This is a genomic window from Microbacterium sp. NPDC064584, from assembly GCF_040687315.1.
In the GTDB taxonomy this organism is placed as follows: domain Bacteria; phylum Actinomycetota; class Actinomycetes; order Actinomycetales; family Microbacteriaceae; genus Microbacterium; species Microbacterium lacus.
The window spans coordinates 178898-198848 of sequence record NZ_JBFBMZ010000008.1 but is presented as its reverse complement, the minus strand read 5'-3'; the positions used below and the strand labels follow the sequence as shown (position 1 = coordinate 198848).

Below are 19951 nucleotides of genomic sequence, written 5' to 3'. Positions count from 1 at the left end.
CACCCTTCATCGAGCATTACAACGCTCATCGCCACCACACCGCCATCAACGGCACACCCCTCAGCCGAGTGTTACCAACGTGACTGCCGAGTACAGCTAGGGGCCGCAGCGCCTCCGCGCACAGGGCATGACCGTGCATATTCCCGCGCTGCCGCCGCATCGGCGTCCCCGCAGGATGAGCGCGGATGCCGCGGCCTTCACTCTGCTTCGGGGGTGTGTGACGAGGCGATCTTCAGGGCGAGGTGGCAGCGGTGCGGTGTCACCAGCGGCAGGAGCCGGTTGACCTCGAGAGGTCCGCCCGCCTGTTGCAGGACACCACGGATGAGCTCGGCGTGCACATGGCACAGCATCGCCATGCGGTCATCGACGAGATCGTGGAACGCGCACGGCGAGAGGTCGACAGTGAGCGTCTCCTCATCCAGCTGGGGGTCGAGCCCGACGTCGTCGAGGTGCTCGTAGAGGGCATCGAACTGGTGAGCCACCGTCTCGTCGGCGGCGGTGGTCTGCAGCACCACGCTGCGCATCAGGTCGCCGTGGCGCTTGGCCGTCTCGACGCGTTGCGCAGTGACGGGACTCGGTGTGTCGGGACCGGACGGGTCGAAGATGTCGCGGGGCCGTCCGCGCTTACCCCTGTGCTCTGTCCGGCGCACGACGAACCCCTCAGCCTCGAGCACGCGGAGGTGATCACGGAGCGTGTTCTCATGCAGCTCTGTGACCGTGGCGAGATCGGTGAGCGACTGACCGGGGCGGACCAGCAGCTCGTGCATGATGCGCAGGCGAGAGGGCTGCGACAGTCCGCGATAGGCATCGACTCGACGAGTCATCTGTCCATTATCCCCGGGGCCACGCGCCCGCGCACGAGCCGCACTTCGCGATCGATCAGCCCTGCCGGCACGGCGACGTGTGAAATGAGCACGACCGCCTGGTCATCTCCCACCGCCGACAGCAGATCTCTCAGCAGCGCATCGGATGCCGCGGGGTCGACGCCGGCGGTGGGTTCGTCGAGCACGAGCACCGGGAAGCCGCGCAGCAGCGCCCGCGCGAGGGCGATGCGCTGGGCCTGACCGCCCGAGACGAGCGCACCCCGCTCGCCGACGCGGGCATCGAGTCCGCCGCGCGCGCGCACCCAGTCGGCGAGACCGACACGGTCGAGCGCGGCGAGGAGTTCGGCATCCGTCGCGGTGTCCTTCGCGAACAGCAGGTTCTGCCGGATGTCTTCGTCGAAGAGCATGGGCCGCTGCTCGCACAGACCGATCGTGAGGCGCACGTCGTCTCCGGCGAGATCGCGCACCGAGACGCCGCCGATCGTGAACGATCCGTCCACCTCGAGGAAGCGCACGAGCGCGTGCGCGAGGGTCGTCTTGCCGGCGCCGCTCGAACCCACGACGAGCACGCGCTCGCCGGGTCGCACGTCGAGGTCGACGCCGTGGAGCGAGTCGGCATCCGCACCCGGCCACCGCGCCGAGATTCCGCGCAGGCGGATGCCGTCGCCGAGGCGCGGAGCGACGCCGGTGGGCTCGACGGACTCGCGCACCAGTCCGTCGGGGAGCTCGGCCGGCAGCGCATCGGCGATGCGTGTCGCGCTCGCGCGCACCTGCCGCCACGCGGATGCCGCGAGCGGCACCGAACCGAACACTTCGAACACCGCCATCGGCACGAGCACCGCCACGGCGAGCCACGGGCCGCCGACCGTGCCGTCCGCGTGCAGCGGGGCGGTCGCGACGAGCGCGGCGATCGAGGCGATGCCCGCGATGAACGAGATGACCGCTGCCGTGCCCGCCTGCCCGAGAGCCCGACGCACGACGGCGCGGCGCACCGCCGCGTCGGCATCCCGGATGCGGGCGCGGGCGGCTTCTTCCGCGTCGTAGGCGATGAGCACGTCGAGGCTGCCGAGGTGATCGAGTACGGCGTCGGCGAGGGCGGCCCGAAGCGGCGCGATCGCGCGCTCGGCCCGGGCGCCTGCCGCCCAGCCCCACAGTGCCGATGCGAGACCCGCGGCGACGAGGCACGCGAGCAGCGTGAGCGCCGCCGGCCACGACACGAATGCCATGAACACGACCGACAGGAGCGCGACGAGCGCCGAGGCGACGAGCGGCTGCACCACGCGGAGGGGGAGGTTCTGCAGCTCGTCGACATCGTCGACGAGCGCACCGAGGATCGATCCGCGACGAGTGTCGGCGAGGCCGTCGGGGGAGAGCGGGATCAGCCGTCGCACGAGCGCGGATCGGGTGGTGGCGAGCTGACGCAGGGCGGCGTCGTGGCCGCTGAGGCGTTCGAGATAGCGGAACGTCGCGCGCGTGAGTGCGAACAGGCGCACGCCCACGACGGCGGCCGACAAGTACAGCAGCAGCGGCTGCTCGCTGGCCCGGACGATGAGCCAGGCGCTCACCGCGAGGAGGGCCACGGCGGAGGCTTCGGAGACCAGACCCGCCGCCGCCCCTGGCCAGAACCGACGAAGTGGCGGCATCGCCCCCCGCAGCACGTCGGCGGGTGTGGTCGTGGTACTCATGCCGTCACCTCGCGGGGCTGCAGCTCGACGATCGTGTCGGCGATCTCGCGGGCGCTCGTGCGGTGCGAGATGAGCAGCACGGTCGCCCCGCGGTCGGCGAGCCCGCGCAGATTCGTCCAGAGCGCGGCCTCCGTGACGTGGTCGAGGGCCGAGCTCGGCTCGTCGAGCGCGATCACGTTCGCGCGCCCGATGAGGTGGCGGTAGATCGCACGCGCGACCGACACCCGCTGCGCCTGGCCTCCCGACAGGCCGGCGCCCTGCACGCCGAGCGCGAGCTGCGGGTCGATCTCTGCGGCGGTCGCCAGCTCGAGTGCGGCGGCGATTGACTCGGGCCGGGGTGCGGCATCCCCCAGTGCGACGTTCTGTGCGACGGTGCCTGCGATGAGTCCCGGCTGCTGGCCCGACCACGCGAGCCACGCCGCCGGGGCGAGCCGCGCGACATCGGCGCCGCCGTAGGCCGTGGTGCCGGTGAAGGATGCCGCGCCCCTCAGCGCCGCGAAAAGACTCGACTTGCCTGCCCCGCTCGGCCCCGTGATGACGGTGACGCTTCCGGGCGGTGCAACGAGCGAGACCGGCGGGAGCCCGATGCCGTCGTGGACCACCGCGAGCTCGCGCACGACCAGGTCGCCCGGCGACAGGTCGGCGTGCTGCTCGGCGCGGGGGGACGAAGGCGCGGTGCGCGCGGCATCCAACACGGCGAACACGTCGTCGGTCGCGGCGACCCCTTCGGCCGCAGCGTGGAACTGCACGCCGACCTGGCGGAGCGGAAGGTACGCCTCGGGAGCCAGCAGCAGCACGAACAGACCCACCGCGAGCGTGAGCGACCCGTCGAGCAGCCGGAAGCCGATCGAGACGGCGATGATCGCGACCGCGATGCTCGCCAAGAACTCGAGTGCGAAGCCCGACACGAATGAGATGCGCAGCACCCGCATCGTCTCGCGGCGGTAGTCGTCGGTCACGCGCTCGATGGATGCCGCGGCCCGCCGTTGCCGCCCGAAGACCTTGAGCGTGCTGAGCCCGTGCACGGTGTCGGAGAAGCGCGCCGCGAGATGCTGCAGCGTCTGCCACTGCCGCTTCTGCACCGAGCGCGTCGCGAGGCCGATCAGCACCATGAAGATCGGGATGAGCGGCAGCGTGAGCAGCACGGTCAGCCCGCTGATCCAGTCCTGCCACCACATCACCGCGACGATCACGGGGGTCGCGATGACGGTGAGCACGAGCTGGGGGAGGTAGCGGCCGAAGTAGGCGTCGAGGGCGTCGAGTCCGCGTCCGGCTGTCACGGCGAGCTGCGCCGAGTTGCGCGTGGACAGCCATCCCGGGCCGAGCCGGCCGACGGCATCGACGAGACCGCTGCGCAATTCGGCCTCCACGCGGGCCGCAGCGCGCGCGGACGCCCATTCGCGCAGCCACAGGAGCGCCGCCCGCGCGGCGAACGCCGCCGTCAGCCACGCCAGCGTCTCGCGCAGCTCGCCGATCGGCATCCCGTCGAGAGCTCCGGTGATCGCGCTCGTCAGCAGCCACGCGATCGCGACGATCACCGCGGTCTGCGCGGCGCCGATCAGGCCGATCAGGACGAAGAACGAGCGTGACGTGCGGGCGTAGCGCAGAAGGCGCGGATCCACCGGACGCCGGCGCTCACGCGGGGGCACGGGAACCGTCTGAGTCATCACAACGATTCGACCCTATCCCGCCCGCACGCCCCGTCCTCCGGGGCCGTCATCAGTGCGCGGTGAGCGCGGCGGCCTTCTCGATGCGCGACCGCGTCACGCGCTTGCGGAACACCCAGTATGTCCACGCCTGGTACGCGAGCACCAGAGGGAGGAAGATGAGCGCCGCCCACGACATGATCGTCAGCGTGTAGTCGGTCGACGAGGCGTTCTCGATCGTGAGGCTGTTGTTCGCCAGATCGGTCGAGGACGGCATCACGTACGGGAAGAGCGCGAACCACAGCGTCAGGACCGCTGCCACGATCGTGGCGGCTCCGAACCCGAACGCCCAGCCCTCGCGGTCGCGCATGTTGAACACGAGCGACATGATCAGCGCGACCGCGGCGATCGCCGCGCCGGCGATCACGAGCGAGAGGAGCGGGGCACCGCGCCCGGCGGCGATGAAGATCGTCCACACGAGGAACGCCGCGGCCACCACGACCGTCAGCATCCCCGATCGCCGCGCCAGCCGACGGGCGTCCTGGTGCACCTGGCCGTCGGTCTTGAGGGCGACGAAGTAGACGCCGTGCGTGAAGAACAGCAGAAGCGTCGTGAGACCGCCGAGCAGGCCGTACGGGTTCAGCAGCGTCAGCAGAGACCCGGTGAACTCGAAGTCGGCGTCGAGCGGAACGCCCTGCACGATGTTCGCGACGGCGACGCCCCACAGCAGAGCGGGGACGGCCGACCCGACGACGATCATCGTGTCGAAGCCCTTCTTCCACTGGAGGCCCTCGCGCTGATGGCGATACTCGAACGACACGCCACGGGCGATCAGCGCGAGCAGGATGAGCAGCAGCGCGAGGTAGAAGCCGCTGAACAGCGTGGCGTACCACTCCGGGAACGCGGCGAACAGGCACGCGCCGGCGACGATGACCCACGTCTCGTTGAGGTCCCACACGGGACCGATCGTGTTGATGATCTGGCGGCGGCTGATGTCGTCCTTGCCGAGGAAGGGCAGTGACATCCCGACGCCGAAGTCGAACCCATCGAGCACGAAGTAGCCGACGAAGAGGAATCCGACGATCCAGAACCAGAGGTAGGCGAGATCCATGTTGTTGTCCTGAGATTCCTAGTAGACCGTCGTGGGGGTGTCTTCGAGCGCGGGCGGCTCGGCGGCCGCGCTGCCCGGCTCGGGCAGCGGATCGGGGCCCTTGTGCGCCGTCTTCAGGATCAGCCCGACTTCGACCACCGCGAGGATCGCGTAGATCAGCGTGAACGAGACCAGTGAGATGAGCACCGTCCAGCCGGGGACGCTCGGTGAGACGCCGTCTTCGGTGAGCATGAGGCTGAAGACGATCCAGGGCTGGCGGCCCATCTCGGTGAACACCCAGCCGACGAGGATCGCGAGGAGCGATGCCGGCCACGCCCAGATCGCCAGGCGCCACGCCCACACCGGAACGTCGCGCTTCGCGCGCTTGCGGGTGAGCCAGAGTCCGACGACCGCGGTGAGGGCCGCGACGCTGCCCAGACCGATCATCCAGCGGAACGACCAGTACGTGACCCAGAGGATCGGGGCGAAGTTGCCGTCGACCTGGTCGGCGAACTGCGGGAACAGCTCGGTGGCGTACAGCGCGTTCAGGTCGTTGATGCCCTCGACGCAGCCGTCGAACGAGTGCGTCGACAGGAGCGCGAGCAGATACGGCACCCGGATGGAGAACAGCTCGCTCGTCCCGTCGGGGGTGCCGAGGGTGAAGATCGAGAACGACGCGTCCGCCCCGCAGGCGCTGTCGAACATGGCCTCGGCCGCGGCCATCTTCATGGGCTGGGTCGCCACCATCACCAGGCTCAGCTGGTCGCCCGACAGCGCGACACCGGCGAACGCCACGATCATCCCCCACAGGCCGTAGCGCAGCGAAGAGCGCATCATCTCGATGTTCTGCTTGCGCACGAGGTGCCAGGCGGAGATCGAGATGATGACCCCCGCGGTCATCATGAACGCGGCGAAGAGGGTGTGGGGGAGTGCGGCGAGGGCGACGGGGTTCGTGAGCACCGCGAGGAAGTCGGTCATCTCGGCGCGGCTGCCGTCTTCGGCCATCCGGAAGCCGACCGGGTTCTGCATGAACGCGTTCGCGGCGAGGATGAAGTAGGCCGAGAACCAGGCGCCGATCGTCGCGATCCAGATGCTCGCCAGGTGCAGGCCCTTCGGCAGCTTGTCCCAGCCGAAGATCCAGAGGCCGATGAATGTGGCCTCGAAGAAGAAGGCCATGAGCCCCTCGAACGCGAGGGGAGCGCCGAACACGTCGCCGACGAAGCGGGAGTAGGACGACCAGTTCATGCCGAACTGGAACTCCTGCACGATGCCGGTGACCACGCCCATCGCGAAGTTGATCAGGAAGATCTTCCCGAAGAAGCGCGTGAGGTGCAGCCACTTGAGGTTGCCGGTGCGGTACCACGCACTCTGGAAGATCGCGACGGTCAGTGCCATCCCGAGCGTGAGCGGCACGAACAGGAAGTGGTAGAGCGTCGTCAGACCGAACTGCCAGCGCGCGAGAAGCAGTGGATCGAACAGGTCCATGGATTCCCCTTCAGGTCCGCATCAGTAGGCGAGTGCTGCGGCGACACTGGTCACGGTACACAGGCCGGGCGTGCCCAGGCGATGTCGAAACCGTGCAAAATACCTCGACGTCGAACGACCCGCGCTCAGCGGAATCCCCGGCCGACGCGCTCATGAGCGCACGAGTTCGACGGTGCAATCGGTGGGGCGCACCGACGTGCGGATGCAGCCGGCCTGGAGGGGACCCCCCGCTTCGGTAAGCACGGCTTGCATGAGTCCCAGGTGCACTGCGCAGAGCGTCTCGCGATGGTCGGCCTGGCTCGCGGCGTGCGGACACGGTGACAGCTCGATCGTGAGCCTCTCCTCGTCGACCGCGGGATCGAATCCGGATTCGGCGAGGTGCTCGACGATCGCGTCCAGCTGGTGGGTGGCGGCCTCTCCGAGCCGGGCGACACCGCGTCCGGTCCAGGGCATCACCCGGCGCATGACGTCACCGCGATCGGCGGCCTCCTTCACCTTGCGGCGGGCGATCGGGCTGGAGGCGTGACCCGTACCGGTCGCGGCGGAGTACAGCGTGCGCGGGCGCCCGCGCCGCGTGCGGTGTTCGATGCTCGGCAGGACATGACCCGCCTCGATGAGTCGCTGCAGATGCTCGCGCACCGTGTTCGGATGAAGTCTCGTGAGCTCGGCGAGCTCGGCGATCGTACGCTCGGGGCGGGCCTGGACGAGTGCGAGGATCTCGACGCGCGAGTAGCTGGAGATCGCACTGTATCCGGCGCGGGGCATCGACATGCCCCCGATTATTCAAGGCGCGGAATGCGTCGCTCAGGGTCGAAGGTCCTACCGGAGCCGATTCACGCGTCGGCGCTCGTGCAGCGTCTGCGGATTCGCCCCGCCGATCAGTCTGTCGTCGTCTTTTTCCGCGCCGTCCTCCCGCCAGCCGTGTCTCTCGTAGAAGGATGCCGCCCGCGTGTTCCCGTCGAGTACCCAGAGGTGCGCGAGATCGAAGCCCGCCTCGATCAGCCGTCGCTCGGCATCCGTCAGCAGTGCGTGCCCGATGCCCGACGACCACTCCTCCGGGAGGGCGTAGATCGCGTAGAGCTGGCCGTTCGCCGGCAGATCGTCATCGAGGGATCTTCCGTACGCCGCCCAGCCGACCACGGCGCCCTCTCCCTCGGCGACGAGATCGCCGCCGCGCGGGTCCGCGTGGTATTCCTCCCACAGTTCGGCGCGGCGTGCGGCCTCGCGGTCGATGTCCATGTGATCCAGGACCGCCTGGTCGATGAGGCCTTCGTAAGCCGCGCGCCACGAGCGCACCCGCACCGTCGCGATCGCGCGCGCATCCACGATGGTCGCTGGTCTCACCGTCACCGTCATGGCTCGACCGTAGCGGCGGGCGGCGCAATCCGAATGGGCGCCGGCGGCGAACAACAGGCATGGTCAGCGAGAAGAGCGGTCGTCTGCGGTTCTGGGTGTGGGCTGCAGTGTCCGGAGTCGTCAGCGCCGCGGTCTTCCTCGCCGCGGCTGAGTTGATGGCGCTTCTGGTCGCGCGGGAGGGCAGCCCGATCCTCGCCGTCGGCTCGTTCGTGATCGACATCGTGCCGCAGCCGTTCAAGGAGTTCGCAATCGCGACCTTCGGCGAGTACGACAAGATCGCGCTCCTGGTCGGGCTCGCGCTCGCCGTGCTGATCGCGTCGGCGATCGCGGGGGTGCTCGAGTACGTGCGACCTCCGCTGGGCGTCATCGCGCTCGGCGTCGCGGGCGCGCTGTCCGTCGCGGCGATCCTCACGCGGGCCGGTGCCGGCCCGCTCGCCGCGATCCCCCCGATCTTCGGTGCGCTCGCCGGGGGCACACTCTTGTGGTTCCTGTCCGCACGGCTCCGCCGGTGGGCTGGGGGCGCAGCGGGTGCTCGTGCCGAGGGCCCGGCATCCGTCGATCGCCGTCTGTTCTTCCGGGTGTCCGCGATCGCCGGAGCGGCAGCGGTCGTCGTGGGTGTCGGAGCGCGAGCGCTCATCAACGCCACGGCGTCGTCGATCACCGCGGTGCGATCGGCGCTCAACCTGCCCGCGCCGCGCAGCACTGTGACCGTGCCGGCCGGGGCGGAACTCGACATCCCCGGGATCTCGCCCCTGTTCACGCCGAACGAGGACTTCTACCGCGTCGACACCGCCCTGACCGTTCCCTCGATCGACCCGAACACCTGGCGACTCGTGATCGACGGGATGGTCGACACGCGCGTCGAGTTGAGCTTCGACGACCTCGTCGGCATGGGGCTGGACGAATACGCGATCACCCTGACATGCGTGTCCAACGAAGTCGGAGGTCCGCTGCTCGGTACCGCGAAGTGGCTGGGCGTCCCGGTGCGCGACGTCCTGGCACGTGCGGGAGTGCAGAGCGGCGCTGACATGGTGCTCTCGCGCAGCATCGACGGGTTCACCGCCAGCACGCCGCTCGAGTCGCTCACCGACGACGGTCTGGATGCGATCCTCGCGGTCGCGATGAACGGAGAGCCCCTGCCGCTCGAGCACGGCTTCCCGGTGCGCATGGTCGTCCCCGGCCTGTACGGCTACGTGTCGGCGACCAAGTGGCTCACCGAGCTCAAGGTCACGACGTTCGACGCCGACGAGGCCTACTGGACACCGCGCGGGTACAGCGCGAAGGCTCCTATCAAATTCTCCTCGCGCCTGGACACCCCGCGCACCGGTACGCCCGTGACCGTGGGCCGTACCCCGCTTGCGGGTGTCGCCTGGGCGCAGACCGTCGGGATCGAGCGCGTCGAGGTCAGCATCGACGACGGCGACTGGCAGGCCGCGACCCTGTCGACGCCGATCAACGACGACACCTGGGTGCAGTGGTACCTCGACTGGGACGCCACGGCGGGCACCCACTACGTCACCGTCCGAGCCGTGAACAAGGCCGGTGAGACCCAGATCGAGGAGCGCGCACCCATCGCTCCGGACGGCTCGACCGGCTGGCAGCGCAGCCTGATCACGGTCCGCTGACGCGGACGACGACACCGCACGATCGCGGCCCCGTGTCAAGCCTCCTTCGCGGCATCGATCCTCCTGCGATCATCGATTCGATGACGGAGACGGTCGTCGCCGGGCCTACCCGACCCGGCGATCTGCTCGGCGGACGCTATCGGCTGGAACAGCCGATCGGCGAAGGCGGAATGGGGTCGGTCTGGCGTGCCGTCGACACCGCACTCGGGCGGACGGTGGCCGTCAAAGTGTTCTGGGGCAGCACCGGGGGAGAGGGCGACGCGACCCGGCGTGAGTCCGAGAAGCGGCTGCTCGCCGCGGTGAGTCACCCGTCGCTCGTGACCCTGTTCGACGCACACATCGCGGCATCCGGTCCGTCGTACCTCGTCATGGAGTACGTCGACGGCGGAACGCTCGCGTCGCTCATCGAGAAGGGGCCGATCGGGCTGCGGGATGCCGCGTCCCTCGCGACCGACCTCGGCGAGGCCCTGCACGTCGTGCACGCGGCGGGGATCATCCATCGCGATGTGAAGCCGGCCAACATCCTCCTGCGTCCCCCGCTCACACCCGATCACACGTTCCGAGCGGTACTCGCGGACTTCGGCATCGCGTATGTCGCCGATGCCGCCCGGGTGACGGCCCCGGGAACCGCGATCGGAACGGCCGCGTACATCTCGCCCGAGCAGGTCCGAGGTCACGAGCCGACGCACGCCTCCGACATCTACAGTCTCGGACTGGTGCTGCTCGAGGCGCTGTCGGGGCGGCGCGCGTACGCGACGCAGACTCCGGTGGAGGCGATCGCCGTCCGTCTGACGGCATCGCCCGTGATCCCCGGCGACTGGGGGTACGGGTGGCGGTCACTCCTCACGGCGATGACGGCTCTGGACCCCGCCGATCGTCCCGATGCACTCGAGGTCGCTCGTCGGGGTCGCGACCTGGACACCGCGGACACCGCTCCGGCACTCACCCTGCCGGTCGGCGTCGTGGTGCCGCCGAAACCGGCGGTCCTGCCGCCGCTCGCCGCGCCCGCTGTCCCCCCGGTCTCAGCCGAGCTGACCCAGGTGCTCCCGGCGGAACCGCCGTCGACCGCGGCGACGGCACCCGGTCTGCGAACCCGGCATCGCCCGATCCGTCACACGCGCCCCAAGGCACTCGGCCTCGTGCTCGCCGCCGGTGCCGCCGCGGCAGTGGTCATCGCGATCGGGTCCTGGCTCGGTGTCACGGCGTCGGATCCGTCGCCCACGTTCCGCCCCGAGGTCGTGAACCCCGCACCGTCGGAGCCTCAGCCGATCTCGGAGACGACCGATCAGCCCGAGGAGCCGGCGACCGTCGATCCGAGTACGGTCGACCCGGCGCCGGTCGAGCCCGCCGCGCCGGTCGAGAACAACTCGGGGAACGAGAACGCCGGCCCAGGTAACAACAACGGCAACGGCAACAGCGGCAAGGATGGCGGCAAGGGCAAGCCCTGACGGTGGCTCAGGCGGTGACGCGCGGTTCCGTCGTCGCGGCAGGCAGGATGCGGAACTGCGGCACCTGCGAGACCAGGAGCCACGCCGGGAGCACCACGAGGCACAGCACCGGCAGCAGAGCGATATCGCCCGGGATCGCCACTGCGACGAACAGCGCGAGCCATCCGTCCCGGGCGACGACGAGCACCATGCCGAGCACGGCGCACGCGACGACCAGGCTGATCGAGAGTCCGGGGAACAGCGCGCTGACGAGCAGGCCGAGCGCCACTCCGATGAATGCCGCGGGGAAGACCCGTCCTCCGCGGAACAGCGCGGACGCGGCGACCAGCAGCGCGACGATCTTGATGCCCGCGATGATCGCGAGCTGACCGGCGTCGTACTGCGTCGGGTCCTTCAGCAACTCGCCCATCTGCGTGAGCCCCCTGAACATCGTGATGGGCCCGCCGATGAATCCCAGGATGCCGAGGATCAGTCCGCCGACCGTCGTGATGATGATCGGGTGGCGAAGGGCGTGCATCGTCTTGTACACGAGCGGGAAGAGGTACAGCGCGATCAGTCCGACGACGGTCACGGCGCACGCGACGAGCGCGCCGATCAGGATGTCACCGGCCTGCGGCGGTCCGTAGGCCGGCATGTCGAAGTCGAACGGGGGCGCACCCAGCAGATGCATCGTGATGGATGCCGCTCCCGCGGCCGCGAGCGGGAGGAAGAGCTTGTCCCAGAGCGAGCCTCCCGCGCGGACCGCCGCCACGAGACCGGTGAAAACCAGCGCCGCCGCCACCGGCGTACCGAACAGCGCGCCGATCGTGGCTGAGGCGGCGAGGAGCGTCGACACCTGCGGCGTCACCGCGGGCAGGAACCGCGCGAAAACCGCGACCATGATCGCGGTGTTGGTCGCGATGATCGGGTTCTCCGGCCCGAGGCTCACGCCACCCGCGAGTCCGAGCAGGGTCACCAGTGCAAGGCCGGGCAGGGTCTTCAGTGGCAGGGGAGGGGCGACGAGCTCCGTCGTCGCCGAATCTGCGCCGCCGTGTCCGGGGAGCACCTGCAGGGCGATGCCGACGGCGAGTCCGGTGACGGTCAGCACCAGGATGATCCACCACCCGTTCGGATCCACGCCCAGCGCCGTGGGAGCGGCATCCCAGATGACGTTCGACAGCGCGTCGGCCGCCCTATCGAGCGTCCAGAGGATCAGTGCCGAGACGATGCCGACGAGCAGGGCGGGGATCGCGAGCAGCAGAAGTCGCCGCGGCGTCACGTTCGGATCGGTTTCGGTGGGCGCGAGGGTCATGAGCGGAAAGTACCACCAGCCCCGCGGTTCGCGCCCGCAGTCTGTGCGGCGTCCTCAGACCCAGACGCCGGCGGATCCCAGCATGCGCTCCGGCGTGATCCGGATCACGACGCGCCGGGGGTTCGGTCGAGGCTGTCGATAGCGCCGCGCGTACAGCTCGACCGCGCGTGCGACCGCGTCCGGGTCGCGCTCGATCACAGCGTGTCCCGAGATGCTCAGCCATTGCGGCCCCGAGACCTGGCCGACGCTCGCGCGAGGATCGCGCTCGATGTTGCGCACCTTCTGGCTGCCGTCGCTCGTGATGATGCGCACCACGCCGTCCTCGAACGTGAAACCGACCGCGACGACGTGGATGCTCGCATCCCGCGCGAAGGTGGAGAGGGTCGCCAGGTGGTAGTCGCTCAGAAGGCGCGCACCGTCGGCGCTCGGCTGGAGTACGGGCATGGTTCCATCATGGACGGGTCAGCACGGTCGCGGCGCCGATTACTCTGGAGGGATGAAGGTCACCGCCTCCTCCGACTGGCGCGACGACATCCCCTTCGAGACTCCCACGCTCGTGGCCGATCTCGTTCCGGGCGAACCGGCGCGCTGCTCGGTGTGCGGCGCGGCCTCCGCGCCGCTGGCGCGCACCGAGCTGTGGGCCGTGAAGCATCGTCACCCGAATCAGCACGCGGGCTACATCCGGTTCTACTGCCTCCTGCACCGACCCGAGCCGCGACGTGCGCCGGTGGAGCCGATCGCCGCTCCCGTACGCCGCGCGCCGCGGGCCCGTGCGGAGAGCGCGGCGCCGGCGCGTCGACCGGTGTCCCTGGATGCCGCTCCCCGCGCCATGTGCCCGGATTGCTTCGTCGAGGTCTCGGCGACGGGGGAATGCGGGATGTGCGGCCGGCAGGTCGCCTGAGCCTCAGCCGGCCGCGCGCCGGACGATGTCGCGGAGCGCCGCCTCGACGGCATCCGTCACCTCGATCACGGCGTAGGCCGTGGGCCACATGACGCCGTCGTCCAGCAGGGCGTCCTCGTTGAAGCCCACCGTGCCGTAGCGCGTGTCGAACTTCGAGGCGGGCTGGTAGAAGACGACGACCTTGCCGTCACGAGCGTAGGACGGGAAGCCGTACCAGGTCTTCGGGTCCAAGTGCGGAGCCTCTTCGAGGACGATGCGGTGCAGGGCCTCGGCGACATCCCGGTCGGTGCCGCTGAGCGCGTGAACGGCATCCACGCACGCCTGAGCCTCGCGTTCCTTCTTCGCCGATCCGGTCCCGCCCTTGCTCTGCTCGCGCAGCTCGGCGGCGCGCTGCTTCATCGCGTCTCGCTCGGCGTCGCTGAAGCCCGTGGATCCTCCGTCGCGCTTGTCGGCCATGTGCTCATTCCCTCCTCGATCGGTCTGTATGGTCACGATACGGCGGGGCCGCGGACATCGCTTCTCCGATCCTGCTCGGTCGGCATCCCCGGTTCTTTGCGCGGGCCGGTGGGGACGGAAGGGCCGAGGCTCGGTTGAGGTGTTCAGAACGGCGCGCTGGCGTTGCTGGGGTTGCTGGGAGCGAACGCGACTGCGGGCGGGTACGCGGAGGGGATGTCGAAATAGACGGTGCCGGCGGGGGAGGTCCACTCGAGGACTCCGTCGGGGAGCTGCCGAAGTCTCCACGGCGTGAACTGCTTCATCGTGTGGTGCCGTTGACACAGATGCGCCAGATTGCGGGTGTCGGTGGGCCCACCTCGGGCGTAGTCGATCGTGTGGTCGACCTCGCAGCGGATCGCGGGTGTCCGGCATCCGGGGAATCGGCAATGTCGGTCTCTCGCTCTGAGGAGTCTGTCGATGGCGGCGGGTCGTTGGTACGTGTCCGGGGCGAGAACGGCGCCGGAGACGGGGTGGGTGAGGATCCGTTCCCAGGGGGACCGGCTGGTGCGGGCGAGTTCGCGGGCGGTGGTGGCGTCGATGGGTCCGTTGCCTTCGAGGGTGGCGGGTTCGTCGGTGACGCCGAGGAGGGCGAGGACGGGGATCACGATCTGCACTTTCGCGTGAATCGCACCGAGTACCGCGGTCCCGTCGGTGTCCCGGGTGGGGTCGGTGGTGGGGTGGCCGGTGAGGAGCATGTCCACGGCGAGGTCTGCACGGAGCTGGTCCATCGTCCGGGTGTCGGTGGTGATCACCGCGAGCTGTTCGTCGTCCAGCCCGGCGGGTGGCGTTCGCCTCGTGTCGACGATGACGCGGGCTTGCTGGGTCAGCCGGTCGTAGACCGTGTCGGCGAAGAGTGACGGGACGGCCAGCATGATGGTGGACATGCCCTCGGTTCCGCGGAGGACTTTCACGCACCGGGTCGCGTGCGCGGCGTCGTGGCGTTCCTGCATGCTGATCGGGTGGACCTGCTCGGCGAGGACCCGCAGCCGGGGGCCGACTCGGCCGGCGGTGTCCTCCGCACAGATCTCGGCGGCTGAGCGGTCGAACTCGTGTCGGTTCTCCGGAGGCAGGATCGCCCCGGCGTCCTGCACGGCGCGGACGTGCCCTCTCCTGATCCGCCCTTCTTCCCACGACGCCAGTGTCTCCGGGTAGTCCCCGACGAGCGTCGCGGCCTCGCCGATCTGGCGTTGCAGGGACCGGTCCGACAGCCGTGCGGCGACGGCGATCTCGGACGCGACCGTCCGCAGCACCATGTCCGCCTGCCGCTCCCGGGCAGAGACACCGGTCAGCACATCGTCGACGAGGTCCGCCGCCTGCGCGAGCACCCGCACCCGCGCCGCTTCTGCCGCGGCGATCGCCTGGTCGAACGCGGCGACCTGGTCGCGCAACCCGCGCAACGTCTCAGTCTGCGAGTCGGTGAATCCGACCACCGCGTTCGAATGCATGTTCTAAAGTTACCGCCGCCCACCGACATCGCGCCGGCGATCCCGCAGCCTGTGGAAACGCTGCCCAGGGTCACCACCGCTACCTGTCCGCGGGGTGGCGCATCTTCCCCTGAGGCAGTACATCTTTCGCCGAGATGGTGGCTCTTGCACCGAAATGGTGGGCACCATCTCGGCGAAGAACCCACCATCTCGGCGGAGGAGACGCCATCTCGCTGGAGGGGGCGCCCGTCCGGCACGTGCGATAGGCTTGGCAAAATACCCCATGGGGTATAAGGTGAGCAGGCGTCACTCCGCGAGCAGTCCGCCCGCAGTCCACCATTCTGAATACCCCGGAGGGTAAATTTGAGAATCGTCATCGTAGGCGGCGTCGCCGGCGGAATGAGCTGCGCCGCCCGTGCGCGGCGGCTCGACGAGTCGGCCGAGATCATCGTGCTCGAGCGCGGCGCCCACGTCTCCTTCGCGAACTGCGGCCTTCCGTACTTCGTCGGCGGCGAGATCGACGACGAGCGCTCGCTCCTCGTGCAGACGCCCGCGTCTCTGCGTGCGGCGCTCGCGCTGGATGTGCGCCCCGGCCACGAGGTGATCGCCGTCGATGCCGAAGCGCGGACGGTGACCGTCCGCACCGCGGAGGGCATGAGTCTGCTCAGCTACGACGCCCTCGTCCTCTCGCCCGGAGCCAGCGCCTTCGTGCCGCCCATTCCCGGCGTGGAGTCCCCCCGCGTCCGGACGTTGCGGACGGTGGAGGATGCCGTCGCCCTTCGGGATCGTGTCCGCGCGGGTGCCCGTCGTGCCGTCGTCCTCGGTGCCGGATTCATCGGCATCGAGGCGGCGGAAGCGCTCGCCGCGCAGGGGCTCGAGGTCACGGTCGTCGAACTCGCCCCTCAGCCGCTCCCGCCCGTCGAGCCGGAGTTGGCCTGGCTCGTCTCGGAGGAGCTCCGGGCGCTCGGCGTCGACCTGCGCGTCGGGGTGGCGGCATCCGCCATCGTGCCGGGAGCGGATGCCGATAGCGTCGTCCTCGCCGACGGTACGGAGGTGCCCGCTGATCTGATCGTCGTCTCGGTGGGCGTCCGGCCGGACACCGCGACGTTCGAGCGGGCGGGCATCGCATGCGAACGTGGGGCGATCATCGTCGATGATCACGGTCGCACGAACCTGCCCGGTGTCTGGGCGGTCGGCGATGCCACCCTGAGCGTGGACGCGGTCACCGGCGCGCGGCGACCTGTCGCGCTCGCCGGTCCCGCCAACCGCGCGGGACGCCTCGTCGCCGACGACATCATCCGACCCGAGACGGCGCGGGCGATCCCGCGGCCGGTCGGCACCGCGATCGTGCGGGTCGGCTCTCTCACCGCGGCGCTCACCGGTGCCAACCGGATGGTCCTCGACGCGGCCGGCGCCGACTATCGGACGCTGCACCTGCACGCGAACCAGCACGCCGGATATTTTCCGGGTGCGAGTCAGATCCACCTCGTCGTCCATGTCGATGCGGAGTCCGGTCGCCTCCTCGGCGCGCAGGCCGTCGGGGCGGAAGGTGTCGACAAGCGCATCGACGTGCTGGCGACCGCGATCCGGGCGGGCATGGCCGTGGATGAGCTCATCGATCTCGACCTCGCCTACTCGCCGCCGTACGGGCAGGCCAAGGACGCGATCAATCTGACCGGCATGGTGGGCGAGAACGTCCGCGGGGGGACGCTCGCGCTCTGGTACGCCGAAGAACTCGATTCCGTTCTCGATCGCGCTCTGGTCCTGGATGTCCGGCGCGAAGACGAATGGCTCACCGGGCACGTGCGGGACGCTCTCCACGTCCCGCACACCGAGTTGCGCGACCGCATCGACGAGGTGCGCGAGGCGGCAGCGGGCCGACCGGTCAGGGTCATGTGCGCATCCGGTGTCCGCTCGGCGATCGCCCATCGCGTCCTGACGCAGGCGGGGATGGATTCCGCGTCGCTCTCGGGCGGCATCCTCACCCTGCGCGCGACTCTCGGCTCACGTGCCGCAGCGATGCTCGACACTGAGGCGTTTATCCGTGGCTGATCCGCAAAGGCTCATCGCGAACCGGCTGCGGCGGGCGCGGGGACAGCTCGACGCCGTCATCGCGGCCGTGGAGGCGGGCATTGAGTGTCGTGACGTCGTCACCCAGCTCGCCGCCGTCGCCAAGGCGCTCGATCGCGCGGGCTACGCCATCGTCTCCTCGGCGATGCGCGAGTGCGTCGCGGTTCCCGAGGGTGAACGTCCTCAGGACGCCGTGACGGAGGACGAGCTCGAGAAGCTCTTCCTCATGCTGGCCTGACGACCCCCCCACCAACAGAGAACCAGAAGAAGGAGACGCCCCGTGTGCTACGCGGTGACATGCAAGAAGTGTGGAAAGACGACCTGGAACGGCTGCGGACAGCACGTCGATCAGGTCATGCGCGCGGTGCCCGCCGCGCAGCGCTGCCCGGGGCACGACGCCGAGCCGTCCAACGGTCTGTTCGCCCGGCTCTTCGGTCGGTGAATCGAGCGCGAGGTCACGCGAGCGTGAGGAACAGCTTCTCGAGCTCCTCGGGCGTCATCGACGTGTCATCGGGATCGGCCAGGCAGGTGCGCATCGCCGAGGCGACGATCGCATAACCGGCGCGATCGAGGGCCTTCGAGACCGCGGAGAGCTGAATCACGATGTCACGGCACTCCGCTCCGGACTCGACCGCCCGGATGACCGCCGCCAGCTGACCCTCCGCGCGGCGCAGTCGATTCACGATCTTCCGCTGCTGTGCGACGAGATCCGCTTCGTAGTCGTTGTCAGCTGCCTGAGCGATGTTCATGTCTCCTCATTCCGAGCGCGGTCGGTGGGACCACGATACCGCCCTGGGTATCCCCGCGGCCGTCAGCTGTCGGTGTTCGATCCGTGGTCCTGGGTCGGGAACAGGAGAATGGCCAGGCCGAGCGCGACGGTTCCTCCGATCAGCTGGGCTCCGAGGAACGGGAGGACCGAGGCCGGGGCGATGCCGGCGTACGTGTCGGTGAAGATGCGACCAATGGTCACGGCAGGGTTGGCGAACGAGGTGGAGCTGGTGAACCAGTACGCCGCGCCGATGTAGGCGCCGACGGCAGCCGCGATCATGGGCACGGGTCGTCGTGTGCGGGTCAGTCCGATGATGAGCAGGACGAGCCCCGTTGTGGCGACGACCTCGGCGAGGAAGGTGGCCGGTGTCGCGCGGTCGGTGGTCGAGATCGCGGTCGGGGTGTCGAACATCGTGTTCGCGAGGACCGCGCCGCCGATCGCGCCGAGGATCTGCGTCGCGGTGTAGGCAAGCAGAGCGCCGGGGGTGAGGCCCGTGCGCGAGCGGCGGCCGAGGACCGCGTCGGCGAGCGAGACCACCGGGTTGAAGTGCGCTTCCGAGACCGGCGCGAGCATCAGGATGAGGACGCCGAGACCCAGGGCGGTGGCGAGGGAGTTCTCGAGGAGTTGCAGCCCAGAATCGGTGGAGAGCCGCTGTGCGGCGATGCCGGAACCGACGACGACGGTGACAAGGAGCCCGGTCCCGACGAATTCCGCGAGGCAGCGCCGCCAGAGGGGGGCGCGCACGAGGACGGGGGTGTCGATCGTCACCGGTCGGCGGCCGTCGCGGCGGGGGTGAGCTCGGCAAGCAGGGCCTCGATGTGTCGACGGATCTCGTCGCGGACTGCGCGGATGCCGTCCAGGTCCAGTTCTGCAGGGTCCTTGAGGTCCCAGTCGAGGTAGCGCTTGCCAGGGTAGAACGGGCAGGCGTCGCCGCAGCCCATGGTCACCACGGCGTCCGCGGCGCGGACCACGTCGTCGGTGAGGGGCTTGGGGAATTCTTCTCCCACGTCGATCCCGGCTTCGGCGAGCACAGCGACAACCTCGGGGAGGATGCCGGAGCCGGGCTGCGAGCCGGCGGAGCGGACGTGCACCCGGGCTCCGGCGAGGTGGCGTGTGATCGCAGCGGCCATCTGGGAGCGCCCGGAGTTCTGCACGCAGACGTAGAGGATCTCAGGCACAGGTTTGGCGATCAGCCCCCGGGACTGCGCGAGCGCGGTGAGCCGATCGCGGGAGAACTTCTCGGCGATGGAGGCGAGGTGCGTGGAGACGCTCGCGGTGCGGGCCAGCGCCATGTACGACTCGAACACGACCCGCTCGACCGTCTCCGCGTTCACCAACCCCGAGAACTGCTGCGCGAGACGCTCCGCCGCCCGCTGCAGCACCTGATCCGCAGACAGCAGACCGTCCTGCCCGCGCGTGACGGTCACGACGGGTCTCCGGCCGGCACCAGCTCGCCTATCAGCGACTCGATGCGTCGGCGGATCTCGTCACGGATCGGGCGCACCGCTTCGATCCCCTGGCCGGCCGGGTCATCCAACTCCCAGTCCTCGTAACGCTTGCCAGGGAAGATCGGGCACGCGTCTCCGCAGCCCATCGTGATCACGACATCGGATTCCCGTACCGCGTCGACGGTCAGCACCTTCGGGGTGTTGCCGGCGATGTCGATGCCCTCTTCGGCCATCGCGGCGACCGCGACCGGGTTGATCTGGTCCTTCGGTGCGGAACCGGCCGACAGCACCTCCACCCGGTCGCCGGCCAGGGCACGCAGATAGCCGGCGGCCATCTGCGACCGGCCGGCGTTGTGGACGCAGACGAACAGGACGGTGGGCTTGCTCATGGGTG

At 69.6% G+C, this 19951-nt stretch carries 21 protein-coding genes; 6 read left to right on the top strand and 15 right to left on the bottom strand.

Going from position 1 to position 19951, the window contains the following annotated elements; genetic code table 11:
- Positions 1-197: 197 nt before the first annotated feature.
- From AB0P18_RS12825 to AB0P18_RS12795, 7 genes are all read right to left on the bottom strand, one after another.
- The gene (locus AB0P18_RS12825; protein WP_363360336.1) at positions 198-824 is read right to left on the bottom strand and encodes a helix-turn-helix domain-containing protein; all 627 of its coding nucleotides are present in this window, start codon (positions 822-824) and stop codon (positions 198-200) included.
- Entirely contained in the window at positions 821-2509 is a 1689-nt protein-coding gene (gene cydC / locus AB0P18_RS12820) for a thiol reductant ABC exporter subunit CydC (RefSeq protein WP_363360335.1), read from the bottom strand. The genes AB0P18_RS12825 and cydC overlap by 4 nt, the downstream gene beginning before the upstream one ends.
- Positions 2506-4176, bottom strand: coding sequence for a thiol reductant ABC exporter subunit CydD (gene cydD / locus AB0P18_RS12815; RefSeq protein WP_363360334.1), 1671 nt, complete (start codon positions 4174-4176; stop codon positions 2506-2508). Before cydD ends, cydC begins: the two co-directional genes overlap by 4 nt.
- Before the next feature lie 52 nt (positions 4177-4228).
- Entirely contained in the window at positions 4229-5266 is a 1038-nt protein-coding gene (gene cydB / locus AB0P18_RS12810; protein ID WP_363360333.1) for a cytochrome d ubiquinol oxidase subunit II, read from the bottom strand.
- Positions 5267-5284: 18 nt separating this feature from the next.
- On the bottom strand, positions 5285-6730 hold the full coding sequence (locus AB0P18_RS12805; protein ID WP_363360332.1) for a cytochrome ubiquinol oxidase subunit I: 1446 nt from the start codon (positions 6728-6730) through the stop codon (positions 5285-5287).
- A 150-nt stretch (positions 6731-6880) separates the two neighbouring features.
- Positions 6881-7501 (bottom strand): winged helix-turn-helix transcriptional regulator, encoded by a 621-nt coding sequence (locus AB0P18_RS12800; RefSeq protein ID WP_363360331.1) that lies wholly within the window; start codon positions 7499-7501, stop codon positions 6881-6883.
- A gap of 48 nt (positions 7502-7549) precedes the next feature.
- Entirely contained in the window at positions 7550-8086 is a 537-nt protein-coding gene (locus AB0P18_RS12795) for a GNAT family N-acetyltransferase (RefSeq protein WP_363360330.1), read from the bottom strand.
- Positions 8087-8145: 59 nt separating this feature from the next.
- Between AB0P18_RS12795 and AB0P18_RS12790 the strand changes: the two genes are divergently transcribed.
- Both AB0P18_RS12790 and AB0P18_RS12785 read left to right on the top strand, forming a co-directional pair.
- Positions 8146-9711, top strand: coding sequence for a molybdopterin-dependent oxidoreductase (locus tag AB0P18_RS12790; RefSeq protein ID WP_363360329.1), 1566 nt, complete (start codon positions 8146-8148; stop codon positions 9709-9711).
- 80 nt (positions 9712-9791) lie between these two features.
- On the top strand, positions 9792-11159 hold the full coding sequence (locus AB0P18_RS12785; RefSeq protein WP_363360328.1) for a protein kinase: 1368 nt from the start codon (positions 9792-9794) through the stop codon (positions 11157-11159).
- A gap of 7 nt (positions 11160-11166) precedes the next feature.
- On the opposite strand, the gene AB0P18_RS12780 is transcribed toward AB0P18_RS12785, so the two are convergent.
- Positions 11167-12450, bottom strand: a complete 1284-nt coding sequence (locus AB0P18_RS12780; protein ID WP_363360327.1) for an ion channel protein — start codon at positions 12448-12450, stop codon at positions 11167-11169.
- A 54-nt stretch (positions 12451-12504) separates the two neighbouring features.
- Positions 12505-12894: a PPOX class F420-dependent oxidoreductase gene (locus AB0P18_RS12775; RefSeq protein WP_363360326.1), complete on the bottom strand. Its 390-nt coding sequence runs from the start codon at positions 12892-12894 to the stop codon at positions 12505-12507.
- 52 nt (positions 12895-12946) lie between these two features.
- Between AB0P18_RS12775 and AB0P18_RS12770 the strand changes: the two genes are divergently transcribed.
- The gene (locus AB0P18_RS12770; RefSeq protein WP_363360325.1) at positions 12947-13351 is read left to right on the top strand and encodes a glucose-6-phosphate dehydrogenase; all 405 of its coding nucleotides are present in this window, start codon (positions 12947-12949) and stop codon (positions 13349-13351) included.
- Positions 13352-13354: 3 nt separating this feature from the next.
- Here AB0P18_RS12770 and AB0P18_RS12765 read toward each other — a convergent pair whose 3' ends face one another.
- Both AB0P18_RS12765 and AB0P18_RS12760 read right to left on the bottom strand, forming a co-directional pair.
- Complete coding sequence (locus AB0P18_RS12765) at positions 13355-13807, bottom strand: hypothetical protein (RefSeq protein WP_344055349.1); 453 nt, start codon at positions 13805-13807, stop codon at positions 13355-13357.
- Positions 13808-13950: 143 nt separating this feature from the next.
- The gene (locus AB0P18_RS12760) at positions 13951-15291 is read right to left on the bottom strand and encodes a DUF222 domain-containing protein (protein WP_363360324.1); all 1341 of its coding nucleotides are present in this window, start codon (positions 15289-15291) and stop codon (positions 13951-13953) included.
- A gap of 342 nt (positions 15292-15633) precedes the next feature.
- Between AB0P18_RS12760 and AB0P18_RS12755 the strand changes: the two genes are divergently transcribed.
- Genes AB0P18_RS12755 through AB0P18_RS12745 form a run of 3 tightly spaced genes read left to right on the top strand, consistent with a single transcriptional unit; the run spans position 15634 to position 17782 of the window.
- On the top strand, positions 15634-17322 hold the full coding sequence (locus AB0P18_RS12755) for an FAD-dependent oxidoreductase (RefSeq protein WP_363360323.1): 1689 nt from the start codon (positions 15634-15636) through the stop codon (positions 17320-17322).
- Positions 17315-17578 (top strand): metal-sensitive transcriptional regulator, encoded by a 264-nt coding sequence (locus AB0P18_RS12750; RefSeq protein ID WP_363360322.1) that lies wholly within the window; start codon positions 17315-17317, stop codon positions 17576-17578. Before AB0P18_RS12755 ends, AB0P18_RS12750 begins: the two co-directional genes overlap by 8 nt.
- 42 nt (positions 17579-17620) lie before the next feature.
- The gene (locus AB0P18_RS12745) at positions 17621-17782 is read left to right on the top strand and encodes a hypothetical protein (protein WP_363360321.1); all 162 of its coding nucleotides are present in this window, start codon (positions 17621-17623) and stop codon (positions 17780-17782) included.
- A gap of 13 nt (positions 17783-17795) precedes the next feature.
- Here AB0P18_RS12745 and AB0P18_RS12740 read toward each other — a convergent pair whose 3' ends face one another.
- From AB0P18_RS12740 to AB0P18_RS12725, 4 genes are all read right to left on the bottom strand, one after another.
- Positions 17796-18089: a metal-sensitive transcriptional regulator gene (locus AB0P18_RS12740; protein WP_363360320.1), complete on the bottom strand. Its 294-nt coding sequence runs from the start codon at positions 18087-18089 to the stop codon at positions 17796-17798.
- Between the two features lie 62 nt (positions 18090-18151).
- Positions 18152-18877 carry an MIP/aquaporin family protein gene (locus AB0P18_RS12735; RefSeq protein ID WP_363360319.1) on the bottom strand — a complete coding sequence of 242 codons (726 nt, stop codon included), beginning with the start codon at positions 18875-18877 and terminating at the stop codon, positions 18152-18154.
- Positions 18874-19536, bottom strand: coding sequence for an arsenate reductase ArsC (locus AB0P18_RS12730; protein WP_363360318.1), 663 nt, complete (start codon positions 19534-19536; stop codon positions 18874-18876). The genes AB0P18_RS12735 and AB0P18_RS12730 overlap by 4 nt, the downstream gene beginning before the upstream one ends.
- A complete protein-coding gene (locus AB0P18_RS12725; RefSeq protein ID WP_363360317.1) occupies positions 19533-19946 on the bottom strand; it encodes an arsenate reductase ArsC in 414 nt (137 codons plus the stop codon). The genes AB0P18_RS12730 and AB0P18_RS12725 overlap by 4 nt, the downstream gene beginning before the upstream one ends.
- Positions 19947-19951 lie beyond the last annotated feature (5 nt).

Bases quoted from the DNA above. Each gene is read 5' to 3' on its own strand.
- AB0P18_RS12825 (WP_363360336.1), bottom strand. From the start codon at position 824: ATGACTCGTCGAGTCGATGCCTATCGCGGACTGTCGCAGCCCTCTCGC.
- cydC (WP_363360335.1), bottom strand. From the start codon at position 2,509: ATGAGTACCACGACCACACCCGCCGACGTGCTGCGGGGGGCGATGCCG.
- cydD (WP_363360334.1), bottom strand. From the start codon at position 4,176: ATGACTCAGACGGTTCCCGTGCCCCCGCGTGAGCGCCGGCGTCCGGTG.
- cydB (WP_363360333.1), bottom strand. From the start codon at position 5,266: ATGGATCTCGCCTACCTCTGGTTCTGGATCGTCGGATTCCTCTTCGTC.
- AB0P18_RS12805 (WP_363360332.1), bottom strand. From the start codon at position 6,730: ATGGACCTGTTCGATCCACTGCTTCTCGCGCGCTGGCAGTTCGGTCTG.
- AB0P18_RS12800 (WP_363360331.1), bottom strand. From the start codon at position 7,501: ATGTCGATGCCCCGCGCCGGATACAGTGCGATCTCCAGCTACTCGCGC.
- AB0P18_RS12795 (WP_363360330.1), bottom strand. From the start codon at position 8,086: ATGACGGTGACGGTGAGACCAGCGACCATCGTGGATGCGCGCGCGATC.
- AB0P18_RS12790 (WP_363360329.1), top strand. From the start codon at position 8,146: ATGGTCAGCGAGAAGAGCGGTCGTCTGCGGTTCTGGGTGTGGGCTGCA.
- AB0P18_RS12785 (WP_363360328.1), top strand. From the start codon at position 9,792: ATGACGGAGACGGTCGTCGCCGGGCCTACCCGACCCGGCGATCTGCTC.
- AB0P18_RS12780 (WP_363360327.1), bottom strand. From the start codon at position 12,450: ATGACCCTCGCGCCCACCGAAACCGATCCGAACGTGACGCCGCGGCGA.
- AB0P18_RS12775 (WP_363360326.1), bottom strand. From the start codon at position 12,894: ATGCCCGTACTCCAGCCGAGCGCCGACGGTGCGCGCCTTCTGAGCGAC.
- AB0P18_RS12770 (WP_363360325.1), top strand. From the start codon at position 12,947: ATGAAGGTCACCGCCTCCTCCGACTGGCGCGACGACATCCCCTTCGAG.
- AB0P18_RS12765 (WP_344055349.1), bottom strand. From the start codon at position 13,807: ATGGCCGACAAGCGCGACGGAGGATCCACGGGCTTCAGCGACGCCGAG.
- AB0P18_RS12760 (WP_363360324.1), bottom strand. From the start codon at position 15,291: ATGCATTCGAACGCGGTGGTCGGATTCACCGACTCGCAGACTGAGACG.
- AB0P18_RS12740 (WP_363360320.1), bottom strand. From the start codon at position 18,089: ATGAACATCGCTCAGGCAGCTGACAACGACTACGAAGCGGATCTCGTC.
- AB0P18_RS12725 (WP_363360317.1), bottom strand. From the start codon at position 19,946: ATGAGCAAGCCCACCGTCCTGTTCGTCTGCGTCCACAACGCCGGCCGG.